The organism is Flavobacterium kingsejongi (assembly GCF_003076475.1).
In the GTDB taxonomy this organism is placed as follows: domain Bacteria; phylum Bacteroidota; class Bacteroidia; order Flavobacteriales; family Flavobacteriaceae; genus Flavobacterium; species Flavobacterium kingsejongi.
On sequence record NZ_CP020919.1, the window covers coordinates 2,430,405 to 2,455,631 of the forward strand.

17 protein-coding genes are annotated in these 25,227 nt (G+C 39.6%); 4 read left to right on the forward strand and 13 right to left on the reverse strand.

Annotated elements, in window-relative coordinates; all coding sequences use genetic code 11:
* Nucleotides 1–4: 4 nt before the first annotated feature.
* Both FK004_RS10690 and FK004_RS10695 read right to left on the reverse strand, forming a co-directional pair.
* Entirely contained in the window at nt 5–3,097 is a 3,093-nt protein-coding gene (locus FK004_RS10690) for an efflux RND transporter permease subunit (protein ID WP_108737247.1), read from the reverse strand.
* Nucleotides 3,098–3,099: 2 nt separating this feature from the next.
* Complete coding sequence (locus FK004_RS10695) at nt 3,100–4,167, reverse strand: efflux RND transporter periplasmic adaptor subunit (protein ID WP_108737248.1); 1,068 nt, start codon at nt 4,165–4,167, stop codon at nt 3,100–3,102.
* A gap of 254 nt (nt 4,168–4,421) precedes the next feature.
* Between FK004_RS10695 and FK004_RS10700 the strand changes: the two genes are divergently transcribed.
* Both FK004_RS10700 and FK004_RS10705 read left to right on the forward strand, forming a co-directional pair.
* Nucleotides 4,422–7,556, forward strand: coding sequence for a cytochrome c biogenesis protein CcsA (locus FK004_RS10700; protein ID WP_108737249.1), 3,135 nt, complete (start codon nt 4,422–4,424; stop codon nt 7,554–7,556).
* 114 nt (nt 7,557–7,670) lie between these two features.
* Nucleotides 7,671–8,267, forward strand: a complete 597-nt coding sequence (locus FK004_RS10705) for a glutathione peroxidase (protein WP_108737250.1) — start codon at nt 7,671–7,673, stop codon at nt 8,265–8,267.
* 138 nt (nt 8,268–8,405) lie between these two features.
* On the opposite strand, the gene FK004_RS10710 is transcribed toward FK004_RS10705, so the two are convergent.
* The 8 genes from FK004_RS10710 to FK004_RS10745 all read right to left on the reverse strand — a co-directional run bounded on the left by FK004_RS10710 (nt 8,406) and on the right by FK004_RS10745 (nt 15,197).
* Nucleotides 8,406–9,245 carry an ABC transporter permease gene (locus tag FK004_RS10710; protein WP_108737251.1) on the reverse strand — a complete coding sequence of 280 codons (840 nt, stop codon included), beginning with the start codon at nt 9,243–9,245 and terminating at the stop codon, nt 8,406–8,408.
* Nucleotides 9,246–9,294: 49 nt separating this feature from the next.
* A complete protein-coding gene (locus FK004_RS10715; RefSeq protein ID WP_108737252.1) occupies nt 9,295–10,194 on the reverse strand; it encodes an ABC transporter ATP-binding protein in 900 nt (299 codons plus the stop codon).
* A gap of 104 nt (nt 10,195–10,298) precedes the next feature.
* Nucleotides 10,299–12,038 (reverse strand): BamA/TamA family outer membrane protein, encoded by a 1,740-nt coding sequence (locus FK004_RS10720; RefSeq protein WP_157956075.1) that lies wholly within the window; start codon nt 12,036–12,038, stop codon nt 10,299–10,301.
* Between the two features lie 242 nt (nt 12,039–12,280).
* Nucleotides 12,281–13,339: a nucleoid-associated protein gene (locus FK004_RS10725; protein WP_108737254.1), complete on the reverse strand. Its 1,059-nt coding sequence runs from the start codon at nt 13,337–13,339 to the stop codon at nt 12,281–12,283.
* A gap of 82 nt (nt 13,340–13,421) precedes the next feature.
* Nucleotides 13,422–13,964: an IS1096 element passenger TnpR family protein gene (locus tag FK004_RS10730; protein ID WP_108737255.1), complete on the reverse strand. Its 543-nt coding sequence runs from the start codon at nt 13,962–13,964 to the stop codon at nt 13,422–13,424.
* A 144-nt stretch (nt 13,965–14,108) separates the two neighbouring features.
* A complete protein-coding gene (gene gloA2, locus FK004_RS10735; RefSeq protein ID WP_108737256.1) occupies nt 14,109–14,498 on the reverse strand; it encodes an SMU1112c/YaeR family gloxylase I-like metalloprotein in 390 nt (129 codons plus the stop codon).
* Nucleotides 14,499–14,548: 50 nt separating this feature from the next.
* Complete coding sequence (locus FK004_RS10740) at nt 14,549–14,809, reverse strand: hypothetical protein (protein ID WP_108737257.1); 261 nt, start codon at nt 14,807–14,809, stop codon at nt 14,549–14,551.
* 16 nt (nt 14,810–14,825) lie between these two features.
* Nucleotides 14,826–15,197, reverse strand: a complete 372-nt coding sequence (locus FK004_RS10745; protein WP_108737258.1) for a VOC family protein — start codon at nt 15,195–15,197, stop codon at nt 14,826–14,828.
* A 215-nt stretch (nt 15,198–15,412) separates the two neighbouring features.
* Between FK004_RS10745 and FK004_RS10750 the strand changes: the two genes are divergently transcribed.
* Nucleotides 15,413–18,937, forward strand: coding sequence for a choice-of-anchor I family protein (locus FK004_RS10750; RefSeq protein WP_108737259.1), 3,525 nt, complete (start codon nt 15,413–15,415; stop codon nt 18,935–18,937).
* 167 nt (nt 18,938–19,104) lie between these two features.
* Nucleotides 19,105–20,643, forward strand: a complete 1,539-nt coding sequence (locus FK004_RS10755) for an IS1182 family transposase (protein ID WP_108737260.1) — start codon at nt 19,105–19,107, stop codon at nt 20,641–20,643.
* A 102-nt stretch (nt 20,644–20,745) separates the two neighbouring features.
* Here FK004_RS10755 and FK004_RS10760 read toward each other — a convergent pair whose 3' ends face one another.
* From FK004_RS10760 to FK004_RS10770, 3 genes are all read right to left on the reverse strand, one after another.
* Entirely contained in the window at nt 20,746–22,632 is a 1,887-nt protein-coding gene (locus FK004_RS10760) for a DUF349 domain-containing protein (RefSeq protein WP_108737261.1), read from the reverse strand.
* 164 nt (nt 22,633–22,796) lie between these two features.
* The gene (locus tag FK004_RS10765) at nt 22,797–23,552 is read right to left on the reverse strand and encodes a shikimate dehydrogenase family protein (RefSeq protein WP_108737262.1); all 756 of its coding nucleotides are present in this window, start codon (nt 23,550–23,552) and stop codon (nt 22,797–22,799) included.
* Between the two features lie 85 nt (nt 23,553–23,637).
* Nucleotides 23,638–25,035 carry a tetratricopeptide repeat protein gene (locus FK004_RS10770; RefSeq protein ID WP_108737263.1) on the reverse strand — a complete coding sequence of 466 codons (1,398 nt, stop codon included), beginning with the start codon at nt 25,033–25,035 and terminating at the stop codon, nt 23,638–23,640.
* Between the last annotated feature and the right edge of the window lie 192 nt (nt 25,036–25,227).

Below are 25,227 nucleotides of genomic sequence, written 5' to 3' on the forward strand. Positions count from 1 at the left end.
ATTCTTAGTTTTTTCCTTCTAATTGGTCGATATTGTCAAATTCGGGACGGTGTACCCGTTTCCTGGACCACATAAAATAAATGGCCGGGATGATGAACAGCGTTAATACCAGTGAGAATATAGTTCCCCCAACAATAACGACTCCCATACCAATTCTACTGGTTGAAGCGGCGCCGAGTGACATCGCGATCGGAAGGGCTCCTAAAGCGATGGCAAGACTGGTCATTAATATAGGACGGAGCCTGGATTCGGCTGCCTCCATAATGGCTTCCAATTTGGGTTTGCCTTCTTCCCGCAGCTGGTTGGCAAATTCTACGATCAGGATTCCGTTTTTGGTCACGAGCCCGATCAGCATGATGGTCCCGATCTGGCTGAAGATATTCCACGTCTGCCCAAACAGCCAAAGGGAGAATAATGCTCCGGCAACCGCCATCGGCACAGTAAGGATAATGATAAACGGATCGATAAAGCTTTCAAACTGTGCGGCCAGGATCAGGTAGATCAGCAGTAATGCCAGGCCGAAAGCAAATAATGTATTGGAACTGCTTTCTACGAAATCCCTGGATTCACCACCCAGATCGGTGGTAAAGGAGTCATCCAGTACTTTTGTTTTAATGCGTTCCATTGCCGCAATACCGTCACTGATACTTTTCCCGGGAGCTAATCCTGCTGAAATGGTAGCCGACATATAGCGGTTGTTATGGTACAATTGGGGTGGGCTGCTTTGCTCTTCTACTTTGACTAAATTGTCCAACTGAATCAATAATCCGGTGTTGCTTTTTACAAACATGGAGGTCAGGTCGAGTGGGGCACTACGGTCCTTTTCATCAAACTGGCCAATCACCTGGTATTGTTTTCCGTTCATCATAAAATAACCGAAACGTTGCCCACTCAGGGAAAGCTGTAAGGTTTGTGCCACATCGATTACCGAAACCCCAAGGCTTTGTGCTTTGTCACGATCGATAGTCACATTGATTTCGGGCTTATTGAATTTTAGATTTACATCGGTCATGGAGAACGTTGGATCCTGGTTGGCTTCATCTAAAAATTCCGGAATTTTTTCCCGTAGTTTTTCAAAATTTGGTGCCTGGATGATGTATTGTATCGGTAAACCTCCCCTGCGGTTTACGGCAATTGTGGGTTGTTCGGAAATAGCGGTTTTGGCTTCCGAATATTTCTTCGTCCATTTGGTGAGCGCATTGGCGATCTCTTTTTGGGAGCGTTCCCTTTCTTCGGGTTCTTTCAGGGCTATCCGGATACGTCCGCTATTCACGGAAGCGGAACCAAATCCAGGAGAGGTAATGACAAGGCTGACCTTCTTTTCCGGAATGGAATCGTTGATGAGCTGTGTGAGTTCCTGCATGAAACGGTCGGTATATTCATAGGAAGCCCCTTCAGGCGCTGTTACATTGACCCCGATAAAACTACGGTCATCATAAGGCGCTGTTTCTTTTTGCAAAATGCTAAAGAACAACGCAATTAAACCGATACAACCGAGGATGATAGGGAAACTGAGCCATTTTCGTTTCATAAAACTTCCTAAAGCTTCGGCATAACCCGAATTGAGTTTTTGGAAATAAGGCTCGGTGAAATTATAAAAGCGTGATTTTTTATGTACGCCACCTTTCATCAGGTAGGCGTTTAGCATAGGCGTTAATGTTAGCGATACAAAGGCAGAGATTAATACTGCTGCCCCGATGACGACCCCAAATTCCCGAAAGAGGCGCCCTACGAAGCCTTCGAGAAAAATTACCGGGAGGAATACGGCAGCCAGTGTGATCGAAATCGAAATAACGGCATAGAAAATTTCGTTAGAGCCTTTGATCGCCGCTTCAATAGGCGACATGCCTTCTTCGACTTTCTTAAAAATATTTTCGGTGACTACGATTCCATCATCTACCACGAGCCCTGTTGCTAATACGATGGCTAATAAAGTCAGTACATTGATGGAAAAACCAAAAATATACATGATGAAAAATGTAGCAATAAGCGAAACCGGAATATCAATCAATGGACGGAAAGCAATGGCCCAATCCCGGAAAAACAAATAGATAATCAGTGTTACCAGAATCAGGGAAATCAGCAGGGTTTCTGCTACTTCCACAATGGACTTTTTGATAAATACGGTATTGTCAATGGCGATGTTCAGTTTGAAATCGGCAGGCAGCTCTTTTTTTAGCTGGTCGTATTGTTTGTAAAAAAGATCGGCGATTTCGACATAGTTCGTTCCGGGCTGTGGAATTACGGCAAGCCCTACCATAGGCAGGCCAGACTCACTCATTTTGGTTTCCAGGTTTTCCGGGCCTAAAGTGGCATAGCCGACGTCACCAAGACGAACGATCCGTTCTTTTTCGGCACGGATGATAATATTGTTGAACTGTTCGGCTGTGGAAAGGTTCCCCATGGTTTTTACCGTAAGTTCGGTATTGGCTCCGGTGAGTTTACCGGAGGGCAATTCTACGTTTTGTGCATCTAATGCCTGGCGTACTTCAGAGACTGTCACTCCATAGGAATTCAGTTTCACCGGATCCAGCCAAAGGCGCATCGCATATTTCTTTTGGCCCCAGATCTGAACACTGCTGACACCCGGAATGGTTTGCAGGCGTTCGGCAATCACATTTTCAGCATAGTCGCTCAGCTCAAGTGCATTTCGGTTTTGACTTTGTACCGTCATGGTAATAATAGGATCCGAATCCGCATCGGCTTTGGACACTACCGGTGGTGCATCGATATCCTGTGGAAGGCTACGAATGGCCTGGGATACTTTGTCCCGAACGTCATTTGCGGCTTCTTCCAGGTTTTTTTCAAGGTTGAACTCGATGGTGATATTACTCGATCCCTGGTTGCTGGAAGAGGTGATATTCCGGATTCCATCAATGGAGTTGATGGCTTTTTCGAGTGGCTCGGTAATCTGGGATTCAATAATGTCGGCATTGGCTCCCGTGTAATTGGTCCGCACAGAAATTTGCGCCGGATCGATAGAAGGGAATTCCCGTACGCCTAAATAGGTATAGCCAATAATTCCAAAAAGAATGATGGAGAGATTGACAACAATCGTAAATACGGGTCTTTTTATACTTAAGGTAGATAAGCTCATGGTTATTTTTTAGCGCTGATGTTTACTTTGACAGGCGTATCATTTTTTAACCCCATTACTCCTGTAGTCAACACCGTATCACCGACTTTTAGTCCGGCGGTAATCAGTATTTCCTTATCAGTACGGGTAGCTGTTTCTACTTTTACTTCTTTTGCTTTACCATTTTCGGTGATAAACACTTTTTTTCCATCCTGTACCGGAACTACTGCTTCGGTAGGAATAAGGATAGCATTGAGTACCATGCTTAATGGCAATTCGACATTAGCAAAAGTACCCGGCAGTAATTTTCCTTCCGGATTATCGGCTACGGCACGCATTTTTAAGGTACGTGTTGCAACGTCCACTTCAGGTTCAATAGCATATATTTTAGCGGTAAATTTTTCTTTGGAACCGGCAACGGTAAAGGTTATTTTGGTATCCAGTTTCATCTGGGCCGCATATTTTTCCGGAACGGAGAATGTAATTTTAACCTGTGAAGTATTTACCAGCCGTGCAATCAGGGTCGTTGGCGTAACGTAAGTCCCTGGAGAGATGGAGCGGAGGCCGATTCTTCCGGGGAAAGGGGCGCGTACTGTTGTTTTGGCAATTTGGGCATTGATCAATTGGCTCTGGGCTTTCATGGTTTTGAAATCAGCACTGGCAATATCGTATTCCTCCCGGCTGATGGCTTCTTTTTCCAATAATAGCTTGGCACGGCGTTCATTTTCAGAAGCCAGGTTTTGTTTGGTTGCAGCCTGTATGGCCTGTGCGCGGAGTTCTACGTCATTTACCTTAAAGAGTACCTGTCCTTTGGTGACCGGTGCCCCTTCCTGGAAATTGATCTGCTCTACAATTCCGGAAACCTCACTCTGAATATCAATCTGTTCGTTGGCTTCTACCGATCCCGATAGGGAAAGGCTGTTGGCAAAACTTTGACCTTCGGTTACTATACCATTAACGGCCATTGGAGCTTTGGATCCTCCTTTATCTTTTGGGCCTTCACCCTGGTCTTTGTTGGCAGAAATCCTGTAATAAATTAACGCCCCGATTCCGATAACGAGGACAGAATAGACAATATATTTTATTTTCATAAGAAGTAAACTGGTTTAAGCGGAAATTGCTTAGGATTACAAAACTAAATTTAAATATTAATATAGATTTGCATTTGCGAAATTTTAACTATTTGTTAAGGTAGCCAATTATCTTATTTTACAGCATTTTCCAAATAATAGGGGTTAAAAATTAACATCAATTTACCATTATACGATTGCCTTCTTTCCTGTTCTAATGAACATTTTTACTTACTTTTGCACCAGTTTTTTAATACTCTATAATTTCCAATCTAATGGATAAAAAAATATTCTCCTTTCTGTTCTCCACACGCTTAATGGCCGTATTATTTCTTGGTTTTGCACTTGCAATGGCAATAGGAACTTTCATCGAAGATGCCTACAATACGGATACTGCCCGAATTCTCATTTATAATTCCTGGTGGTTTGAAGCCATTATGGTCTTTTTTATGATCAATTTCATCGGAAATATCAAACGTTACCAGCTTCATAAAAAAGAAAAATGGGCCACTTTATTGCTGCACTTATCTTTTATACTGATTCTTTTAGGGGCTTTTGTAACCCGTTACATCAGTTTTGAAGGGATCATGCCAATTCGTGAAGAAGCAACAGAAAACCAGTTTTACTCTGATAAAACCTACCTGACTGTATTTGTGGATGGTGAATATGAAGGAGAGCCAAGACGTAAAACATTCGAAAAAAACCTATTAATGTCTCCTGCGGTGAATAATCATTTTACGCTAAAAGACAAGTTTAATGAAATTCCTTTTGAAATCGAATATGCTGATTTCCTAATGGATGCCAAAGAATCCATTAAAGAAGATAAAAACGGGGTGTATTACCTGAAAATGGTAGAGTCCGGAGACGGAACCCGTCATGAGCATTTTCTGAAAGAAGGGGAAGTGCAGAATATCCATAATGTATTGTTTGCTTTTAATAAGCCTACTCCGGGCGCTATTAATGTAACCAAGAATGGTGATGCAATGACTTTACAGGCTCCTTTTGGTGGTGATTTTATGCGCATGGCCGATAAGATGACGGGAGCTGTAGTTAAAGATTCTGTACAGCCTTTAATGATGCGTTCGCTGTATAATGTAGCGGGAAGCCAGTTTGTTTTTCCGGAACCGGCTATAAAAGGGGTTAAAGATTTTGTAGGCAGTACAAATTATGCTTCTAAAAATGATGATGCCCTACGTATCAAAGTAAAATCGGAAGGCCAGGAAAAACTGGTTACGCTGATGGGGGCCAAAGGAAAAATCGGGGAACCTTTTTCATTCCGACAGGGCAATTTGGATTATACCCTTTTCTATGGTAGCAAAGTATATACACTTCCTTTTAAAATCAAACTGAATGATTTCGTAGCGGAGAAATATCCCGGAACTGAAAAAAGCTATTCTTCGTATGAGAGTAAAGTCACTATTATCGCTCCGGAAGAAACATTTGATGCCCGTATCTTTATGAATAATGTTTTGGATTATAAAGGGTACCGTTTTTTCCAGTCAGGACTCGATGCCGATGAAAAAGGAACTAATCTTTCTGTAAGCCATGACTTCTGGGGAACCTGGATCACCTATATCGGCTATTTCTTATTGTACTTTGCGCTGATGGCCATACTATTTGATAAAAACACACGTTTTGGCGATTTAAAACGTAAACTGGATAAAGTGAAAGCAAAGAAATCAAAACTAATTACGCTGCTTGTTTTATTCTTGAGCATTAGCGGTTTTTCACAGGAGCATGCCAATCATATCATGCCTACAGAAAAGCAGATGGACTCTGTGATTACAAAATATGCAGTGTCTGAGGAACATGCGGCAAAGTTCGGAAGAATGGTAATCCAGGATGGTAGAGGCCGTATGAAACCGATTAATACCTTTTCTTCGGAACTGGTTCGGAAAGTGAGCAAAAGTGACCATTATAAAGGACTGAATTCCGATCAGGTATTATTGTCAATGTCACAGTTTCCACAGATCTGGTACAATGTACCGATGATTACCGTTAAAAATGAAAATGATAGTATCCGTAAAATGATTGGTTTGCTGCATAAAGAAAAATATGCTGCCATGATTAATTTTTTCGACGATATGGGGAACTATAAACTGGCAGGTGTTTTGGAAGAAGCCTATGCTGCTGCAGTGCCCAACCAATTCCAGAAAGATTTTATCGAAACGGATAAAAAAGTAAATTTATTATATGACGCTTTAAGTGGAAGGATATTGCGTGTTTTCCCAATTCCGAATGATCCGAATAACAAATGGGTATCCTACCTGGAGCTCAACGAAACTAAAGTTACCGGTATTGACTCTACTTACCTGAAAAGCGTATTGCCATTGTATTTTGGCTCTTTGCGGGAAGCAGAGAAAACAGGTGGGTACAAAACGGCCGATGATATCCTGGAAAGCATCAATGGCTTCCAGAAAAAATACGGTAGCAAAGTACGTCCTGACGATAGCAAGATTGATTCTGAAATCCTGTACAACAAATATGATATTTTCAAGAACCTGTTCTGGATGTATATGGCGGCGGGTATTTTTATGATGACCATTGTCATCATCAGGATATTCAAAGACAATAAAGCAGTTTCGATCCTGATTAAAATAAGTCATAGTATTGTAGGGTTACTGTTTGTATTGCATACAATCGGGTTAATTGTACGCTGGTACGTTTCCGGACATGCGCCGTGGAGTGATGCCTATGAATCGATTATTTATGTGGGGTGGGCTACCATGTTCTTCGGACTGGCATTTGGAAGAAAATCTCATTTAACGGTAGCAGCAACTGCATTTGTGGCTGCAATTATTATGTTTGTTGCCCATACCAGTTACATGGACCCTGCTATTGCCAACCTGCAGCCGGTTTTAAATTCCTACTGGCTGATGATCCACGTTGCTGTAATTGTGGCCAGCTACGGACCGTTCACTCTGGGGATGATTCTGGGGCTTGTATCGCTATTCCTGATAATTTTTACCAATAAAAAGAACCGCATCAAAATGGATCTTAATATTAAAGAGATCACTTATATTACTGAAATGTCTTTAACGGTTGGTTTGGTTATGCTAACGATAGGAAACTTCCTGGGAGGCCAATGGGCTAATGAAAGCTGGGGCCGTTATTGGGGGTGGGATCCAAAAGAAACCTGGGCTTTAATCAGTATCATGGTGTATGCTTTTGTCATTCACATGCGATTGGTTCCGGGAATGCGTAGTGCATGGTTGTTTAATTTTATGTCGGTATTGGCTTATTTCTCTATTTTAATGACCTATTATGGCGTAAACTTCTACCTCACCGGGTTGCATTCCTATGCCAGTGGAGAGAAAACCACCCCGGCGTATTTCTATTATATGTTCTTTGGAGCGGTAATTATCGGAATTTTTGCCCTGATGAAGTACAGGAAATATTATAAAAAATAAATGGATATCAATTGATACAGACCCCGGAAGCAAATCTTCCGGGGTCTTTTTTTTAACATAAATTTGGAATGTATAAGCGAATCAAACAGTAATTTTATCGTCTAAATTATCCTTATGAAAAAAATTATTATGGCTGCGTGCTCCATAGTACTTCTGATCAGCTGTCAACAAAACCAGGCTCAGAAAGAAGTTGCCGAAGCTACTACCACAGAAAACCAAACACCAATGGCAAAAGAAACGATTTATCAGTTTAAAGTAAAAGACCTCTCCGGGAAGGAATTTGATTTCGCGTCTTTAAAAGGCAAGAAAATTTTAGTTGTAAATACAGCGTCAAAATGTGGGTTAACACCACAATACAAAGATTTACAGGCCTTGTATGACACCTATAAAGGGCAGAATTTTGTTATCGTTGGGTTTCCAGCGAATAATTTTGCTTCTCAGGAGCCGGGAACTAATGCAGAGATTGCTACATTTTGTGAAATGAATTATGGCGTGACATTCCCTATGATGGATAAAATTTCCGTTAAAGGCGACGACATGGCACCGATCTATAAATTCCTGACTCAGAAATCAAAAAATGGAGTCCAGGATTCTGAAGTAGAATGGAATTTCCAGAAATACCTCATCAACGAACAGGGTGAACTGGTTAAGGTAATTAGCCCGAAAACATTACCGACTGATAAAGAAATTGTGGATTGGGTAAAGTCCTAAATCACTTTTTAAAGAATTATGTAAAAGCATCCCAGACCGGGATGCTTTTTTTATGTTGTACGACTACCGGAAAACAAATAGCCCGCTATCTTAATCAGTAAGGATAGCGGGCTATGGTATAGTAAAAAATTGGAGCGATTATAAATCTCTTTTTTTCAATACCCTGTAGGATAGGTAAACGAATATTGCAGTCCATGCCAATACGATAAGAATCTGTACATAATTGACATCATAAATTGTAGTGTCTGCCTGTCCGGAAACCTGTTCTTCTAAATTACGAACCAGGGAAAGCCTGCGCAGCGGATTAAAAATAAGGCTGCTCATGGATTCCAAAGGAAAAAAGCGGCTTACGTTTTCTCCGATGTTACTTCCAGCCGGAGTAACCAGGCGGATTCCCAAAAAGATAAATCCTTCTATGATATTCCATAAAATCAGAAATCCTAATGCAAAAGCGGATCGTTTTACCAGGATACCCAGGAAAAGACAGAAGGAAAAGAATCCCATCAGTTTTACAAAATACGCAAGCAGATAATCGACATCGGTGAATACTATTGATGCTTCGGTAAATGAAGAGAACGAATATCCCAGGATCAGGGAAAGTATAAAAATAAAAACGGTTGAGGCCAAAGCAAATAAAATAACCGTAAGGAATTTAGATTGGATAAATTCTTTTTTGCTGAGCCCGTCAATGAGGTTTTGCTTTAATGTACCATAACTGTATTCGTTGGACATCATCGACACAATGACGATGGCCAGGAATAATTTGAGCAGGGCTGCAAAATAAGTATTGAAGTGCCAGATGTACGGGAAGTTAAAAATCCCCATTTTTGCTAAACTGATGTGTAAAGAACCAAGATCGAATTCGATGGAAGCGATCAAGGCAATCAGAGAAAGCAATACAAAATAGCAGATAATTAAAACTTTGGAGGCTTTGTTTTTGAGCAGTTTTTGGAGCTCTATATGGATAAGTCTTTTCATTTTGGTTTGTATTTTTTGAATTGTAAATAGTGAAGAAGCATCCCCTGGATTACTTCCCTGCGATGATTTGGATGAATTGTTCTTCCAGGCTTGTTTTTCGCTTGATCAAATGATTTAGCACAATTCCCTTGTCAAACAGGTAACGGTTCAATTCAGCGGCTTCCAGTGCGCTTTTGGTGTATACAAAAACTTTACCGTCCAACAGTTCTGTTTTTTCAATGGCAGGATGTTGTTGTAGTGCTGCAATCATTTGGTCAGTAGCTTCGGACTGCAATTCAAAAAAGCCATCGTTGGAGATCATGCCATCGACACTTCCAAAATACAGCATTTCTCCTTTTCGTAAAACGACAGCATGGGTACATACTTTTTCTACTTCGTCCAACAGGTGGGAAGCAAGCAAAATAGTGGTTCCGGTGGCTGCAATTTCTTTGATGATATCACGAATCTGGCGTATTCCCTGTGGATCAAGCCCGTTTGTAGGCTCATCCAGAATCAGGATTTCGGGATCATTCAATAATGCAGAAGCAATCGCCAGTCGTTGTTTCATCCCAAGAGAAAAAGTCAGGAATTTACTGTCTTTACGTTCCAAAAGGCCTACTACATCAAGTTTTTCTGCAGCTTTGGAATACGGGATTTGTTTGATGTCACATACGAGTTTTAAGTTCTCATACGCGGTCATGTACGGATAGAAGTTAGGCCTTTCGATAATAGCCCCCACTTTTTTTAATGCCTGGTGGGTTTCCATACTGCCACCAAACCAGCTGTAGGATCCGGAAGTTTTGTTGACCACATTGAGTATGATACCCAATGTTGTTGATTTTCCACTTCCATTAGGGCCTAAAATGCCGTAGACATTTCCCTTTTTGATTTCAAATGAAACGTTTTTTACCGCATGGACTGCCCCAAAACGTTTGTTTAGGTTTTCTATTTTTAATATGGTTTCCTGCATGATATAAGTTTGATTGATATTGGTAAGACGGGCAATGTAAGAATTTGTTACCGAATAGTATGAAATATTTTAGGGTGCGCAGCTATAAAAGTGTGTTTACCGTATTATTGATACAGTACAGTTTCAGGTTTTCCATATTGGAAATCATCAAATTGGAAATCGGTTGATTTTACCGAATTTGATTTCAGCACATTATCTCCCTGTCCCGGAATACTCGGGTAGAAAGAGAAGGAAACCTGGAAAGAGTTAAAGACCAGGTAGCGGTTGGTAATTAACACACCGATACCAAACTGGGAATATAATTTACTATTGGTGATGGCATGATGTTCATCACTAAGCACACCGAGTGTACAGCTCAGGAAAGGGCCAAACCGGAATCCCAGCAATTCCCAGGGTGCATATGATTGGGTCTGGAAAGACAACAGTAGTTTTTTGGTACCGATGAGTCCAAATCCATCAAATCCCGGCAATCCATATTCGCCATTGATGGTGATGTTGTCATAAGGATTACGTCGAAATCCCAGGACCAACTGGGGTTTGATAAACTGCCGGAATTTCCAGCGTCCTTTTCCGGCATCAATCAGGTTGGTGAAATAGGTAGCCTGAAAGGTGAGGGCACCATCTTCTAAATTAGACCCTCTAAAAAACGTACCATATTCAATGGCACCACTCAGGTAACCGAATTCATAATGATTCCCTATAGCCACTTTTGAACCGAGATAGAGGCGATTGGTGTGGTTTTTTCGCTGCATTCCTCCGGTGATTCCAAAAATACGACCGATAGGGACATCTTCAATGATCTCATAATTAAAGATGTACTTGTCCTGGATATATTTTCTGGACGTGATACCAATGGAAATAAGGTACAAATCCTGACGCGTATAATAGTTTATGGAATCGTATAAAGGACCGGGGGCTTCCTGGAAACGCTTCCTTAAATACCGGATGGAGCTCACGAAATTAGTAGCCCTGTCTTCTTCGGTATTTCCTTTAAAAACTTGTATGGAGTGTCCAGCCCAGAAATCCTGGCTGCTTGATTTTATACTTTGGTAGCCGATTGTGCCTGTTACCGTTTTCATCGAATCGGAAACATACCGTTGATCGACAAATATACCACCAGCCCAACGGGCATAGGGAGAGAAGAAGGGGCGTTCAATATTGATGCTTTTTACAAAATCATCATCAACATCATTTTCATATTCGATGGTGGTGTTGATATAGGTATTGGCGATATTCGGGACATAATAACGCGATCGGTAATAGTTATCACCATCTTTAATGTTTTGGCGGTATTTATTCCGGAACTCATGGCCTGTCCCAAAAAAGTTTTTTTCACGCAGTTCAATATCATAGCGGGATCCCGAAAATGAAGCATCCGGGATTAAACTCCAGGCGTCCAGTACTCGTATGGTAAGGTCAATGGAATCCGAACTGCTACTCACGGTTTCAGGTGTGACAGTAACTTCACGGATGTAACGCTGTGTCCTGATCAGACGCTGCGATTCTTTGATCAGCAGCGAATCTAAAGGCTGGTTTTTTTTGATCAGCAATAAATTCCGGATGGTAATCTGCCGGGTTTTGAAATGGAGGCTGTTTCCGGCTCTCTCAATGAAATTTTTTTGTTTCGTGGTTGTATCATGCACGGAATAACCAAAAGGATCCAGGGTCACAATATTGATTTTCCGGATAATTTTGCCTTCATACTTCCGGTAGGGAATTTCGCGGTTTTTTTCCTTTGTTGCTACCTTTTTCGGTTGTTCCGTCCTTGTTTGCCGGAAAATTAATTTGTGGATGAATTTCGTGAATTTTCGTTTTTTGGAATATTTTTCAATGTTATTATACATCGAGACAGAATCTTTTTTTACAGTGGGATCCTGAGCCCTAAGTGATTGCAAGCTCATAAAAAAGAATACTAAAAAAAATATTTTGATTGTGCCCCTCATGCAATTCTCCTGGTATTTTACTTTGATTGAAGTTACGAAATTTTGACAATAGATTTATAAAGTAAAAATGCATTTTATCGCTGTGATAAAATGCATTTTTAAGTTTTATTTATCAAAAATAAAATGATTCCTGCCTGGGCTAATTAGCTTTTTTGCTCCTTATTGAAGTAAACCAGATAGTAGTACATTTGTTTTTCTTCGTCCCATCCTTTTTCTACAAATTTCTCGGCACTCTCAGGATTGATAAAGTCCAGTTTAATCTGAATATTCGTATCCAGATTAATCACGTTCTTGATCTTTTTGCGGGCATCCGATACGGCAGCATTTGCGATAGGGAAATTGGTAATATCCTCGATACTGTATTTTTCACCTTTATCGACTTTGTAATTTTTGAATTCAGGGATAAGATCCGGATTGTCCAATACCTCATTTAAGAAGTTGGTTTCTTCAAACTGGTCATTTTTAGCAAAGTAATTTACCGAACGGTTCATGAACATTACCTCTTCTTTTTTATCTTCTGCCGGAAGCACTACGTCTTTTGCAAAGTCCTGGCAAAATTTAAGGTATTTCTTGGTGATGAAATTTTCGTCCTGGAAAGCATCTACCGAAAGGAAATGCTCCAACCAGTAACGTGCATCATAACGGTTGCTATCAATGGTCAGGATTTTATAACCCTCTTCTTTTTTATAATTAAAGATAAGGCATCCTTTGTCCAGTTTGTTCAGGTTGATTCCCTGCTGTAAAATCATTTCCAGGTGGGTGTCACGCTCTTCAAACTGAAGGAAATCGGTTTTAATTTCACTTTTGAAAACACCTACTGCATCTACAACATTATTATCAATTGAAAGATTGGAAAGGTAGACTACATACACCTCTCCATTTTTGATATGCGGGTGATTGGACTGCTCAAAAAGGTGTTTGGTAATTTTTTTAGAAACTTCATGTACGCTTGAAGGATCAGCAAAAATCTCCGTAGCAAAAGTAAACATGTCGTTGTATTCTAAATCTACATCGTGCGCAAACTGAAAGTAATTTTCTTCTTTTTCGCGGAAAGGCTTGAAGAAATACTCTTTTATCAGGGGAACAATCTCATCACTAAGGTTGAACGGTTGTTCTGACAAGAAAAAGGCTTCGTTCCGGCTTTTGTTACCCACTCGGTGGATGGACAAAGTCTCAATGTGCGTGTTGTATAAATTTATCATTTCAAGTATTTTAGAGGAAAGAACCAAGATTAAAAGCTATAGTGTCTTAATCCTGGTTCCCTTTTTTTATCGTAATTAATTTTTAATTCCAGTTTTCTTCAAATCCGAAGTCTTCGAAGTTCTCGCCACCATCCAGCATATCCAGGTCTTCTTCATCGAAATCGTCTTCAAAATCACCATAGATGTCATCTTTCATGCTGCCCTCTGCAAAATCTTTTTCAGGCGCATCTACCGGTAATTCACCATGCGTAAATAACAGGTGTGGGTATCGTTCTCCTTCTTCTATTTCTTCAATAGCAGCCAATTCTACAAAGAATGTCCACATATTCAGGAAATCATAAACGTAAATTAGTTTGGTGTTCTCCCGATTCAATAAATCCGAAAGTACATAATCGCTCATGATCTTCTGCTCTCCCGGAATATCTCCCGTATCGAACAAAGAAATTTCTTCATCCTGTGTCCAATCGGCATCACAGGTATAAAAGGAAGCGATTTCCATTCCGTCAAAACCGAAAGCATTTACAATTGCATTGTGAAAATCTTCTAAAGTTGCATCTTCCATTATCGCGATATCCCTGAAGACATCCTCTTCTGCATCGAGAATTACTCTGAATTTATAAACCATAATCTATATTTTTGATGAGGGGGCAAAGGTAGTCAGATAATTGTAAAATTAAAGAATCATACGATTAGATTTTTAGATTTTTTTGTTTTAAAAGACCTTCGTATTACCGTTTATCAGAAGCCGTCTCTTTAAAAATATTAGGGGCTATTTTTCATAAAATTCTATCGGAAGATTATCAGGGTCAGCAATAAAGGTGAAGCGTTTTCCGGTATGTTCATCCACGCGGATGGGTTCGGCAACGACCCCATGAGCACTAAGTGCTGTTATCGTATCATCCAGTTGGTCCACTTCAAAAGCGAGGTGGCGCAATCCGGTGGCTTCCGGCCGTGAAGGCCGCTGTGGCGGATCGGGGAATGAAAATAATTCAATGCAATACTGGCCGTTTATGGCAAGATCCAATTTATACGATTGGCGTTCTTCCCGATATACTTCCTGTTGGATGGTGAGGCCGAGTATTTCAGTATAAAAATGTTTGGATGCCTCATAGTTGGAAACGATAAGGGCGGTATGATGAATTCTGTTTAAGGATAGCATCGCAGTATATTTAATTTGGAAGTAAAGATAGGGCTTATATACGGTATTTCTTATTTGAGATACGTCATTACCGGCAGGTTCACTTCAGGATTACAGGCTGTAGTTTTAGTATGAAGCTGATCGATAAGTATTTTAGTTTGCTGGATATCGGTAATCCGAAAAAGGAAAATAATCTCATTGGTATCTTCTGCATTTTGCCAGACATGCTGGATAAAAAGGCCATTTTCTTCATGGAACTCCTTATCCAGTTCTAAAATCTGGCGGAATTTTTCCAGCGGTACATTTTTTAGTTTTGCTAAGAGATGTGGCATAGTAACAGCTATTAAATTATTCCGCCTGATTGATCCACCATTGATTTCCAAAAGGATCTTCAAATCCTGCCGCGTAACCATATTCCTGCTGCTTGGGAACCTGTAAGCTTTTTGCTCCTTCCCGTAAAGCTTTTTCATATACTGTATTCACCGCATTTACATACAAAAACATACCCGCCGTTTTTTGCGTCCAGTTTTCAGATGCCTGGGCAAACATGATTACGGCATCTTCAATACGGAGTTCACCATGCCTGATATCTTCATTTGAATCAGGCACGATCAATTGTTCTGTAGCATCAAAAACGAGAATGGCAAAAGCAAGAAAACCTTTAGCATCATTAACAATCAGATAGGGCATAACAGGTAAATATTGTGGTGGGATTTTCATAATGGAGCGGTTAAATGTTACACTAATTTACTTAATTCCGATGGGATATGAATTGAATTTTTGTTAATTATTTTGAAGCTGTAAAAGCAATATTTTCCGGCATAACAATTCAGGAACAATAGATTAGCCATAGTTGATGATCTGTTGTCGGTATAATAATGCTGGCATAATACAGGACTTCCATCTTTGGAGATCTTAAAACTAAACAGTTTATTATGTCAAAAATTTACTTCTGCAAGCCCATTTTAAGGGCTTTTATTGTACTTGCTTTCATTTTTTCGGGTGCCGAAATGATAGCGCAAACACAAATCCACTATTGGCACTTTAATACACTGCCTTCCGGGAATCTCGGTACCGTAACACCCGATGTATCTTTACTCCCAGCAAATGCAGGGATTTCCTATGACGGTACAGGTGCTGGTTATCTCGATATGGTGAGCCCCGGTACAGAAATTAATCTGCAGGCGGGAACCGCTATTGGAATCGGGCTAAGAACCCGTAATCCCAGTGCAACACGTAGCCTGGTAATGGCGCTGCCTACAACAGGCTATACTGCGGTGATAGTGAAATTTGCTACTGCAAGAACCAGCGCCGGTGCATCGGTACAAAATTATTCCTATAGCCTGGATGGTGGGACAACCTATAGCACAGCTGGAATGGCAGTAACAAGTTATGTTCCTACTGTTGAACCGGAGTATGGTTTGGTGACTTTGGATTTTAGCACCATTTCCGGAGCTTCCAATAATCCGAATTTCCGTATCAGGATTGATTTTGGTGGTACCGCAGCTTCCGGGTCCAGTGGTAACAATCGTTTTGACAATGTCACCGTTCAGGGAACTCCTGTTACAGGAGGCGATACTGTTCCGCCGGTAATCCTGGGTGCAGCCGTAACAGCGCAACAGGCTATTGATGTTTTAGTTTCAGAAGAGCTGACGCCAGCCGCTGTACAAGCGCTGGCGAACTATAGTTTTACACCAGCAGTAGCCATTACAGGCATAGTTTATAATGCTGCAGCCAACAAAATCACACTAACGGTTGCAGGACTCATTGTGGGGACAGCGTATCAGCTTCAGGTGCAAAACCAGGCTGATCTTTCCGGGAATGTACAGTCAGGAGTTTTTGTGAGTGGTGATTTATATTATAATCCACTTGCTGCCGGATTGGTAATTTCGGAAATTATGTATAATCCTCCTTCTGACAATTCAAATGCACTGGAATTTTTAGAACTGTATAATACAACAGATGCTGCGATAGCGCTGGGTGGAATAAAGGTGAAAGACGAAGGTAATTTTACTTATACATTTCCCGAAATGACATTAGCCCCGCATGCGACGGTTTTGCTGGCCGGAGATAAACCTTCTGCAGATGCTTTTTACGGTGTTCCTTTTATTGATCTTCCACAGGGAATCAGTAATGCTTTAGGAAATGGAGGGGAATTGCTACAGGTATTGAATTCGCAAAACCAGGTGGTTTCATCGGTTATGTATGATGATGCCGCGCCCTGGCCTACAACTCCTGATGGTTTCGGGCCTTCACTGGAATTATTGAATCCGAATGGTGATTTGAATAATGGTGCCAATTGGGTAGCAGCTACGAATTTCGTCGGCGTTTCTTTAGGAGCTAATGTATATGCTTCTCCCGGAGTTTATGTGCCTAATGTCACACCAACGATAGCCTTTACCACAGACTATAGTTATAGCAATGAAAATGCAGGAAATATCACGATTGATGTTGCCCTGTCTAATGTTTCGGCACAGGCAGTGACTGCTACTATTGCTCCAATGACTACCATTGGAACGGCAATTGGAGGTACAGATTATAATTTTGCACCCCAAACGATTACTTTTCCACCCAACAGTACAGCGTCAATCCCGGTAACACTTGCTTTGATAGATAATACAGTGGCAGGAATCGATAAATTTTTGGTTTTGGAACTGTCAAATGTGACCGGAGCCAATTTGGGAGCAGCAAGTAAAAAGGTGCTTTATATTTTGGATGATGACAATACGGGCCCGGCTGCATCGCAGGCGCTGGATGTGGAATTTTTAACCAGTTATCTGGTGGATCCTTCCGGTTCGGCAGAAATTGTTTCCTATGATGAAGCATCCCAACGCTTGTTTGTATTGAATTCTACAGCAACAACAATTAATATACTTGATTTTTCAAATCCTGCAGCTTTATCGCAAATTGCAGCGATTGATATGACTGCTTTTGGAGCAGGAGCGACCAGTGTCGCGGTAAAAAATGGTATTGTGGCAGCAACTGTTGTCGGAGTGGATTTTGCCGATGGTAAAGTCGTGTTCATGGATACCAATGGTGTTATCAGTGCTGCTGTAACGGTAGGGAATTTACCGGATATGGTTACTTTTACTCATGATGGGACAAAAGTACTGACAGCAAACGAAGGACAGCCTAATGCTGATTATTCAATCGATCCTGAAGGAAGTATTTCCGTAATTGATGTGAGTGGGGGACTGGGAGCCATTAATCAATCTAATGTTACCACCATCAATTTCAATGCGTATGACAGTCAGATCGCTGCTTTAAGAGCACAAGGCGTACGGATTTTTGGTCCAAATGCGACAGTATCTCAGGATTTTGAACCGGAATATATTACTGTGGCGGCCGATAATCTTACTGCCTGGGTCACCTTGCAGGAAAATAATGCTATTGCCACCATTGATCTGGTCAGCAACCAAATTACCCAAATTATTCCTTTGGGGACAAAAGACCATAGCCTTGCCAGAAATACCCTGGATACCTCTGATCAGTCAGCCGCTGTTTTTATGGCCACCTGGCCTATAAAAGGCATGTACATGCCGGATGGAGTCGCTAATTATACCGTTGGAGGAACGACCTATCTGGTAACTGCCAACGAAGGTGATGCCCGGGAATATGATACTATGGAAGAAGAAACCAAAGTAGGAGCAGTGGACTATGTGCTTGATCCGACGGTTTTTCCAGATGCTGCATTCTTGAAAAACAACAAAAACCTGGGAAGGCTTGCTGTTACAAAAGCTTCCGGAGATTTAGACGGGGACGGGGATTTTGATGAAATCCATGTTTTCGGAACCCGTTCTTTCAGTATCTGGAATACGACCACCGGACAAATTGTGTATGATAGTGGGGATGATTTTGAAAGAATTACAGCTAATGATCCTGTTTTTGGAGCCCTTTTTAATGCCAGTAATGATAATACCAATTTTAAAAACAGAAGTGATAACAAAGGGCCGGAACCTGAAGGGATTACTGTAGCAGAAATCAATGGGCGTATGTATGCTTTTATTACGCTGGAACGCATCGGTGGTGTAATGGTATATGATATCACTAATCCACAGGAGGCGGTTTTCGTTTCCTATAAGAACAACAGAACACTGACTGGTGGTGATGCCGGTCCGGAAGGTATTATTTACATTAAGCCCAATCATAACAGCCTTGGAAATGGACTGGTGGTGATTGCCAATGAAGTGAGTGCAACCATAAGTGTATACAAAATAAACAACGATACATTGGGAACGGAAGAATTTACTGCGGGAACGTCTTTCAGGGCATATCCTAATCCTGTTAAAGACGGAGTGGTATTTTTTAGCCAGCCGGTTGATGGTGTATTGTATGATATGTCCGGTAGGGAAGTGCTGCGTTTTAAAGATGCTTCCTATACCAATTTGGGATTTTTGTCTAAAGGTATTTACATCCTGAAAACAAAAGAAGGCTTTACCCAAAAGCTACTTGTAGAATAGTTTTAGTTTTTTTGTGAAGAGGCTGCCCGTGTAGTGCGGGTAGCTTTTATCAATAAAAGTGATATAAAAAAGAAGCTGTCTCAAAACTGAGTCAGCTTCTTTTTTTTTAGTTTGTATTTTTATATGCAATTTTGTAAATTTAATCAGTGATAAACAGCTGATTATATATGAGATTCAAACATTATAACCAACAACAAACGATGCTTCTACCTTATTCGTTTGATGATTTAATTCCACATACACATGCGGTTCGAATAGTTGACCAAGTTGTGGAATCCCTTAATATCCAGCCTCTTTTAAAAGCGTACAGTAAAGAAGGTAATCCTGGATATCATCCAAAGATGTTACTCAAAGTGATGTTGTATGCTTATATGACTAATATCTATTCTTCGAGAAAGATAGAACTTGCACTTCGTGAGAATATCAATTTTATGTGGCTTACTTCTATGACTATTGTTGATCATAATACAATTAATAGATTTAGAAGTGATAAACTAAAAGAGAGTTTTAAAGAAATCTTCAAGCAGGTAGTTTTGATGTTGGCCTCAGAAGGACTGGTGAATCTAAAACAAATATATACCGACGGAACAAAAATAGAAGCTCAGGCCGGCAGGTACACTTTTGTGTGGGGTAAGAGCATAAAAACCAATAAAGCAAAAATGCTCACCCAGTTGAAAGAATTATGGAACTATGCCCAAAGTATCGACAATGAAGATGACCCCAACCCGGAACCAACAGAGTTCAAAGAAATCAGCAAAGAGGTAATTGAGAAAACTGTAGCTAAAATAGATGCCAAACTCTCTGGTAATGAAAAGACCAGTTCTAAAGCAAAAGCTAAATTACGCTACATAAAAAATAATTTTACTTCCAATCTTGAAAAGTATGAAAAGCAAGAAGCTATTCTGGGAGAAAGAAACAGTTACAGCAAAACCGACACCCAGGCTACTTTTATGCGAATGAAAGAAGACCATATGTTAAACGGACAGCTCAAACCAGCTTATAATACTCAAATATCTACACAAAATCAGATCATTGTTCATTATACCATCCATCAAAATCCGACCGATACTAAAACACTCCAGCCTCATTTAGAAAATTTGGAACAAACCTTTGGTAAAAAATTATTTAAAAAGATAAAAGAAATAACTACTGACGCAGGTTATGGAAGTGAAGAAAACTACGATTATCTGAAACAGAAGAAACTCAAAGCTTTTGTGAAGTATAATACTTTTGAAAAAGAACAAGATCAAAACTACCAAAAGAAACACAAGGCTTTTAGCAAGGAAAATCTCTATTACAATCCAGAAGAAGACTATTATGTATGTCCAATGGGACAAAAAATGCATAAAACATATCAAAACCAGAAAACAACAACTACAGGATACACCCAAACCTTATCGCATTATCAGGCCAAAAACTGTGAAGGCTGTTCACTTCGAGGTCAATGTTTTAAAGCTCAGGGAAACAGAAGCATCGAGCGAAACCACAACCTTGAAAGACATAAACAACAAGCAAGGGAATTACTACTAAGTGAAATAGGAATACAAAGAAGAAAGCAACGCTCTGCCGATGTAGAGCCTGTATTCGCTCAACTCAAGCATAATAACGGTTTTAGACGGTTTTCTTTAAAAGGACTTCAAAAAGTAGAATTAGAATTCGGATTAATGGCTTTAGGTCACAACTTAAGAAAGAAAATTGCAGCATAAAGGCAATTTTTTACTCCCGTTAAAATCTAGATAGTTAAAATCCAAAATTGTATCAAATAAAAAAACCGTCTCAAAATTTGTTTTGAGACGGCTTCTTACTTTTTATTCCTGGTTTTTAATATTTCTAACCTGTTTCAATTTCTCTTTCCAGGTATCCAGTACTTCCCGATGTTTTTCGATGTTTTTCTTTACTTCAAGTACCATCGGATTGTCTTTCTTCGCATTGGCGAAAAACTGGATGTTGTTTTCCAACTGGAAAATTTCATTCTGTACTTCATCAATCTTACGAATTAAGAAGACTTTTTCGTTTTCAAGTTTTCTTTCGTCACCACCAGCAAGGCCTTCCATTCTGTTATTGAATTTCACCATGTCGGTTTCTTTCTTGCTCAGGCTTAGTTTATCAAATAAATGATCTAAGATCTTATTGAATTTTCCTTCAATATGACGTCTGGAGAATGGTACTTTTCCAAAACTTTTCCAGGCTTCAATATGACCTTTGATGATATCCAGATCCGTTTTGTGATCTCCGGTTAATTCTACTTCTTTTACCACATCAATATAAGCTTTCTTCTTATCGAATGCTTCTACTTCTTCAGTTACCGCTTCATTTTTCTGTGCATGCAGTTTGTCAAAATAATGGTTGCAGGCATTTTTGAAGTCTTTCCAGATTTTGTCCGAATATTTACGGGGTACATGACCAATCTGTTTCCATTCTTCCTGTATTTTTTTCATTACCGGAGTAGTCACTTCAAAATCCTCACTGTCCTGTAAGGCTTTTGCACGTTCTACCAAAGCAATTTTCTTATTGTAATTCTCCTGTTGGTCTTTTTTGATGTCTTTGTAAAAAGAATTTTTCAGGGTATTGAAATTCTTAACGGCATTTTTAAAAGCACTCCAGGTCTCTTCATTTACTTCGATAGGAACTTTACCGGCATTGAAAAAGTCTTTTCTTAAAGCTTCCACTTTTTCAATTTGCCCCTGCCAAAGGTTGTGAGCAGCTACTTTTTCAGTCGCTAATGCTTCTATCTCGCTAATAATATTTTTTTTGCGTTCCAGGTTATCCACTTCCGATTCCCGCTGTTTTTCAAACAAAACCTCTCTTTTATCATGCATCTGCTTGGTGAGTGCACTGAAAGTATTCCAGATTTCATTACGGTGTTCTTTGGATACCGGGCCAATTTCTTCTTTCCAAATTTTGTGTAAAATCTGAAGTTCACGAAATGCTTTATTGACATCTTCTTCCTGCACCAATTCTTCCACACGGGAAATAATTTTAAGTTTCAGGTCAAGATTATGCTTGAAGTCTAAATCACGTGCCTCACGGTCTAAGTGAAGGTAGTCGTAGAAATTTTCTACGTGGAAATGGTAATTATTCCAAACGTGGTTGTATTTATCTTTTGGTATCGGGCCTGCATTTTTCCAACGCTCACGCAATTCGGTAAAATGTTTCAGGGTCTCTTTTATATTTTCTTCCGGATTGATTAAGGCTTTTAGTTCCTCAATGATCGCAAGCCTGTTTTCCAGGTTGGATTTTAAATTGGATTCCAAGGCTTTGAAATGCTGGTTCTTTTTTTCGCGGTATTGATTGTATATCGCGTCAAATTTACCTTTAAGTGGTAAATGATATTGGAAATCAGTAGTATCGCCTTCATTTTCAGCAGCAAACTCATCTTTTTTCTCATCAATAAAATGATGGTATTTTCCGATAAATTCTTTTTTGATTTCCTCAACATGATCTCGTATTGATGAAATTTTCTCTGTTGAAACTAATTTTTCAAGTTCATCTGTCAAATCTTCCATGCTCAGCGACTCATAATTCAGCATAGGGATATCGTGACGCTCTGTAAGCGTTTCATCTTCACCCTCTTCTGCATTGGAATCTTCTATGGAATCTATTGCTTTTTGATTCTCATTAAGAATTATTTCTTGATTTTCAGCTATTTGATTTCCATCTGCTTCCTGCAGGTTATCATTCTTTTCTTCTAACATTTTTTGGAATGTTTAAAATTCATACTACTTTAATGTCGAAAGATAATAAAGCATAGTGAAATAACAAAGAAAAATAGGTAATTATTGAAAATTTCAGGCACCTGAAACAAATAAAATTCAGTGTTTTAAGTAGTATTTAGACAATTTGTAAAAAAAGCTAAAAATTATTTGTGCCAAATATCCCATGATTTTTCAGCCTGGTAGACCAACATATCATGGCCGTTTTTTGTCACTGCACCTTTCGCTTTTGCTTCGCTCAGGAAAAGTGTTTCTTTTGGGTTGTAGATGAGATCATAGGCAATATGACCCGGTGTAAAGTATTCGTAGGGTAGTTCCGGACATTCATGAACATTAGGATGTGTGCCCAAGGGTGTACAATTGATGAAAATCTGGTATTCTTTAAAAGTCTCCGCATCAATTTCCGCATACCCTATTTCGCATTCGGTTGGGGTTCTCGAAACGAAATCAAACTCGATATTTAATTTTTTCAGGGCAAAAGCGATGCCTTTGGATGCGCCACCAGTACCTAATATCAATGCTTTTTTATGAAAAGGCTGCAAAAGGGGTTTAAGCGACTTTTTAAAGCCATAATAATCGGTGTTGTATCCTTTTGTCTTTCCTTTTTTTGAAATTGTGATTGTATTTACCGCTCCGATTTTTTTTGCGTTTTTCGAAAGCTTATTCAAATAGGGAATTACAGCTTCTTTATAGGGAATCGTAACATTCAGGCCCTTAACCTCGGGTTGGCCTGTAAAAATAGCAGTGAATTTTTCAATGGATTCCAGGTCAAAATTCTCATAAACCGTATTCTTGAGTACGGCTTTTTCGAATTTATCGGTAAAATATTTTTTAGAAAAAGAGTAAGAAATGTTCTTTCCGACTAAGCCAAAAATTTTTCTTTTTTTGATTTTCTTTTCCATGGTATGCTACAAATTAAATTAAATAAAACGGCCAGGTGTAATGCACACCTGGCCGCAAATTAAGTATTATTTTTGACCTAAAACGTTAAGGTTTTCTTTGTTTTTCAATATAATCCTGAATTTTTTTATCCTCCCAGATTACAGGAAAAAGGCTTTCTATAAGCGTATGATTCTCAAAACTCAATCGCAATGCATTGGTTAAGTGAAACCTGCCTTTTGTTTCTTCCGTGACCATAAAATTAAGCCCCGCTAAACGGTATTCGATCTCATGGCTGTCCGTATAGAATTCAGAGGCCTGTAACAGCGTTTGAATCGCTCCTTCAAACTCTCCCAGGAACTGCAATACATCGGTCCAGTATAACCAGGTATCTAATTCGGTATCACCAAATTCAACAGCTTTTCGGAAACCGACTTCTGCTTCTTCAAAAAAGTTTAAAGCCTGGTTGATGGTTGCATAGCGTTTCCAATACAGTTTATTTTCGTTTTCAATTCCCAATGCTTTATTGATGTAATAAATAGCCTTTTGGTAATTTTTCTGGCGAATATAAAAATCGGTAATTGCTACCCATCCTTTGTCCAGTAACGGATCTTCATGTACTGTCTTGTGATAGTATTTTAGTGCCAGCGGCTTATTGCCCAAACGCTCGTAACATTTACCAATACGCAGTAAGGCAAATGAAGTAGGATCGTCTAATTCAATCGTCATGTTGTAGCTTTCAATCGCTTCTTCATAACGTTTCAGGCGTTCCAGTGATTTGGCTTTTTCCAGGTAGGCTCCTAAAAACTCATCATCAATTACAGTAGCATAGTCAAAAGCCCTTAAGGCATTTTCGTAATCTTTGAGTGTATAATATTGTCTTCCCAATTGATGCCATGCAACTTCGCTAAACGGATTCTTATCGATAAAATCATTTAAGAATACGATCGCTTCCTGATTTTGATCCAGGAAATCGTAGCAATAGACAACATTGTACAGCGCAGAATAATCATCATATTCTTCTTCAAGGCATTTGATGAAATTTTCTTTGGCCAGTTCTAGATTATCCATAAAAAGGTATTCCATTCCGATCAGGGAATAAACGTCGGCATAATCATCGGTATATTCTAAGGCTGTCTGGAGTAATTTTACCGCTTTTTCATGATCATCCCTTTTGGAATAAATGTTAGCTTTTTGGATATAAATTTCTTCATTCGTAGGCTCAATGGCATAAAGCTCATTCAGCATTCTTTCAGCAATTTCAAGTTTGTCTTCGTACACCAGCATTTCAATTTGAACGAGCTTCAATCCTGTAGATTTTGGATGCTGCTCCAAGGCCAGTTTCAATGCTTTTTTTGCCAGGTTGTTTTTTCCAATGTCCAGATAATGAAGAATAATGTTTTCAAATTCTTCAGAATCAAAGAATAAAACTTTGTTGGTTTTTAGCATTGACTCAAACTTCGATAAGGATAAATTGTTTTCTTCTTCTTCTTGACTCAAATTCATATTCAATTTGTTTAAATTATCCTTAATAAAAATAGGGATAGTTATTATATATACGAGGAAAACAGATTAATTGTTTTGAACAATTTAATTAACAAAAAGGATGATATTTGTATGCTTTCAATAGGCGATAATCGCAATAGTGACACTTGTATTAAGACGTGGTTTTTCGTCATTATAAGGTACAAAAAAGAT

Bases quoted from the DNA above. Each gene is read 5' to 3' on its own strand.
- FK004_RS10690 (WP_108737247.1), bottom strand. From the start codon at position 3,097: ATGAGCTTATCTACCTTAAGTATAAAAAGACCCGTATTTACGATTGTT.
- FK004_RS10695 (WP_108737248.1), bottom strand. From the start codon at position 4,167: ATGAAAATAAAATATATTGTCTATTCTGTCCTCGTTATCGGAATCGGG.
- FK004_RS10700 (WP_108737249.1), top strand. From the start codon at position 4,422: ATGGATAAAAAAATATTCTCCTTTCTGTTCTCCACACGCTTAATGGCC.
- FK004_RS10705 (WP_108737250.1), top strand. From the start codon at position 7,671: ATGAAAAAAATTATTATGGCTGCGTGCTCCATAGTACTTCTGATCAGC.
- FK004_RS10710 (WP_108737251.1), bottom strand. From the start codon at position 9,245: ATGAAAAGACTTATCCATATAGAGCTCCAAAAACTGCTCAAAAACAAA.
- FK004_RS10715 (WP_108737252.1), bottom strand. From the start codon at position 10,194: ATGCAGGAAACCATATTAAAAATAGAAAACCTAAACAAACGTTTTGGG.
- FK004_RS10720 (WP_157956075.1), bottom strand. From the start codon at position 12,038: ATGTATAATAACATTGAAAAATATTCCAAAAAACGAAAATTCACGAAA.
- FK004_RS10725 (WP_108737254.1), bottom strand. From the start codon at position 13,339: ATGATAAATTTATACAACACGCACATTGAGACTTTGTCCATCCACCGA.
- FK004_RS10730 (WP_108737255.1), bottom strand. From the start codon at position 13,964: ATGGTTTATAAATTCAGAGTAATTCTCGATGCAGAAGAGGATGTCTTC.
- gloA2 (WP_108737256.1), bottom strand. From the start codon at position 14,498: ATGCTATCCTTAAACAGAATTCATCATACCGCCCTTATCGTTTCCAAC.
- FK004_RS10740 (WP_108737257.1), bottom strand. From the start codon at position 14,809: ATGCCACATCTCTTAGCAAAACTAAAAAATGTACCGCTGGAAAAATTC.
- FK004_RS10745 (WP_108737258.1), bottom strand. From the start codon at position 15,197: ATGAAAATCCCACCACAATATTTACCTGTTATGCCCTATCTGATTGTT.
- FK004_RS10750 (WP_108737259.1), top strand. From the start codon at position 15,413: ATGTCAAAAATTTACTTCTGCAAGCCCATTTTAAGGGCTTTTATTGTA.
- FK004_RS10755 (WP_108737260.1), top strand. From the start codon at position 19,105: ATGAGATTCAAACATTATAACCAACAACAAACGATGCTTCTACCTTAT.
- FK004_RS10760 (WP_108737261.1), bottom strand. From the start codon at position 22,632: ATGTTAGAAGAAAAGAATGATAACCTGCAGGAAGCAGATGGAAATCAA.
- FK004_RS10765 (WP_108737262.1), bottom strand. From the start codon at position 23,552: ATGGAAAAGAAAATCAAAAAAAGAAAAATTTTTGGCTTAGTCGGAAAG.
- FK004_RS10770 (WP_108737263.1), bottom strand. From the start codon at position 25,035: ATGAATTTGAGTCAAGAAGAAGAAGAAAACAATTTATCCTTATCGAAG.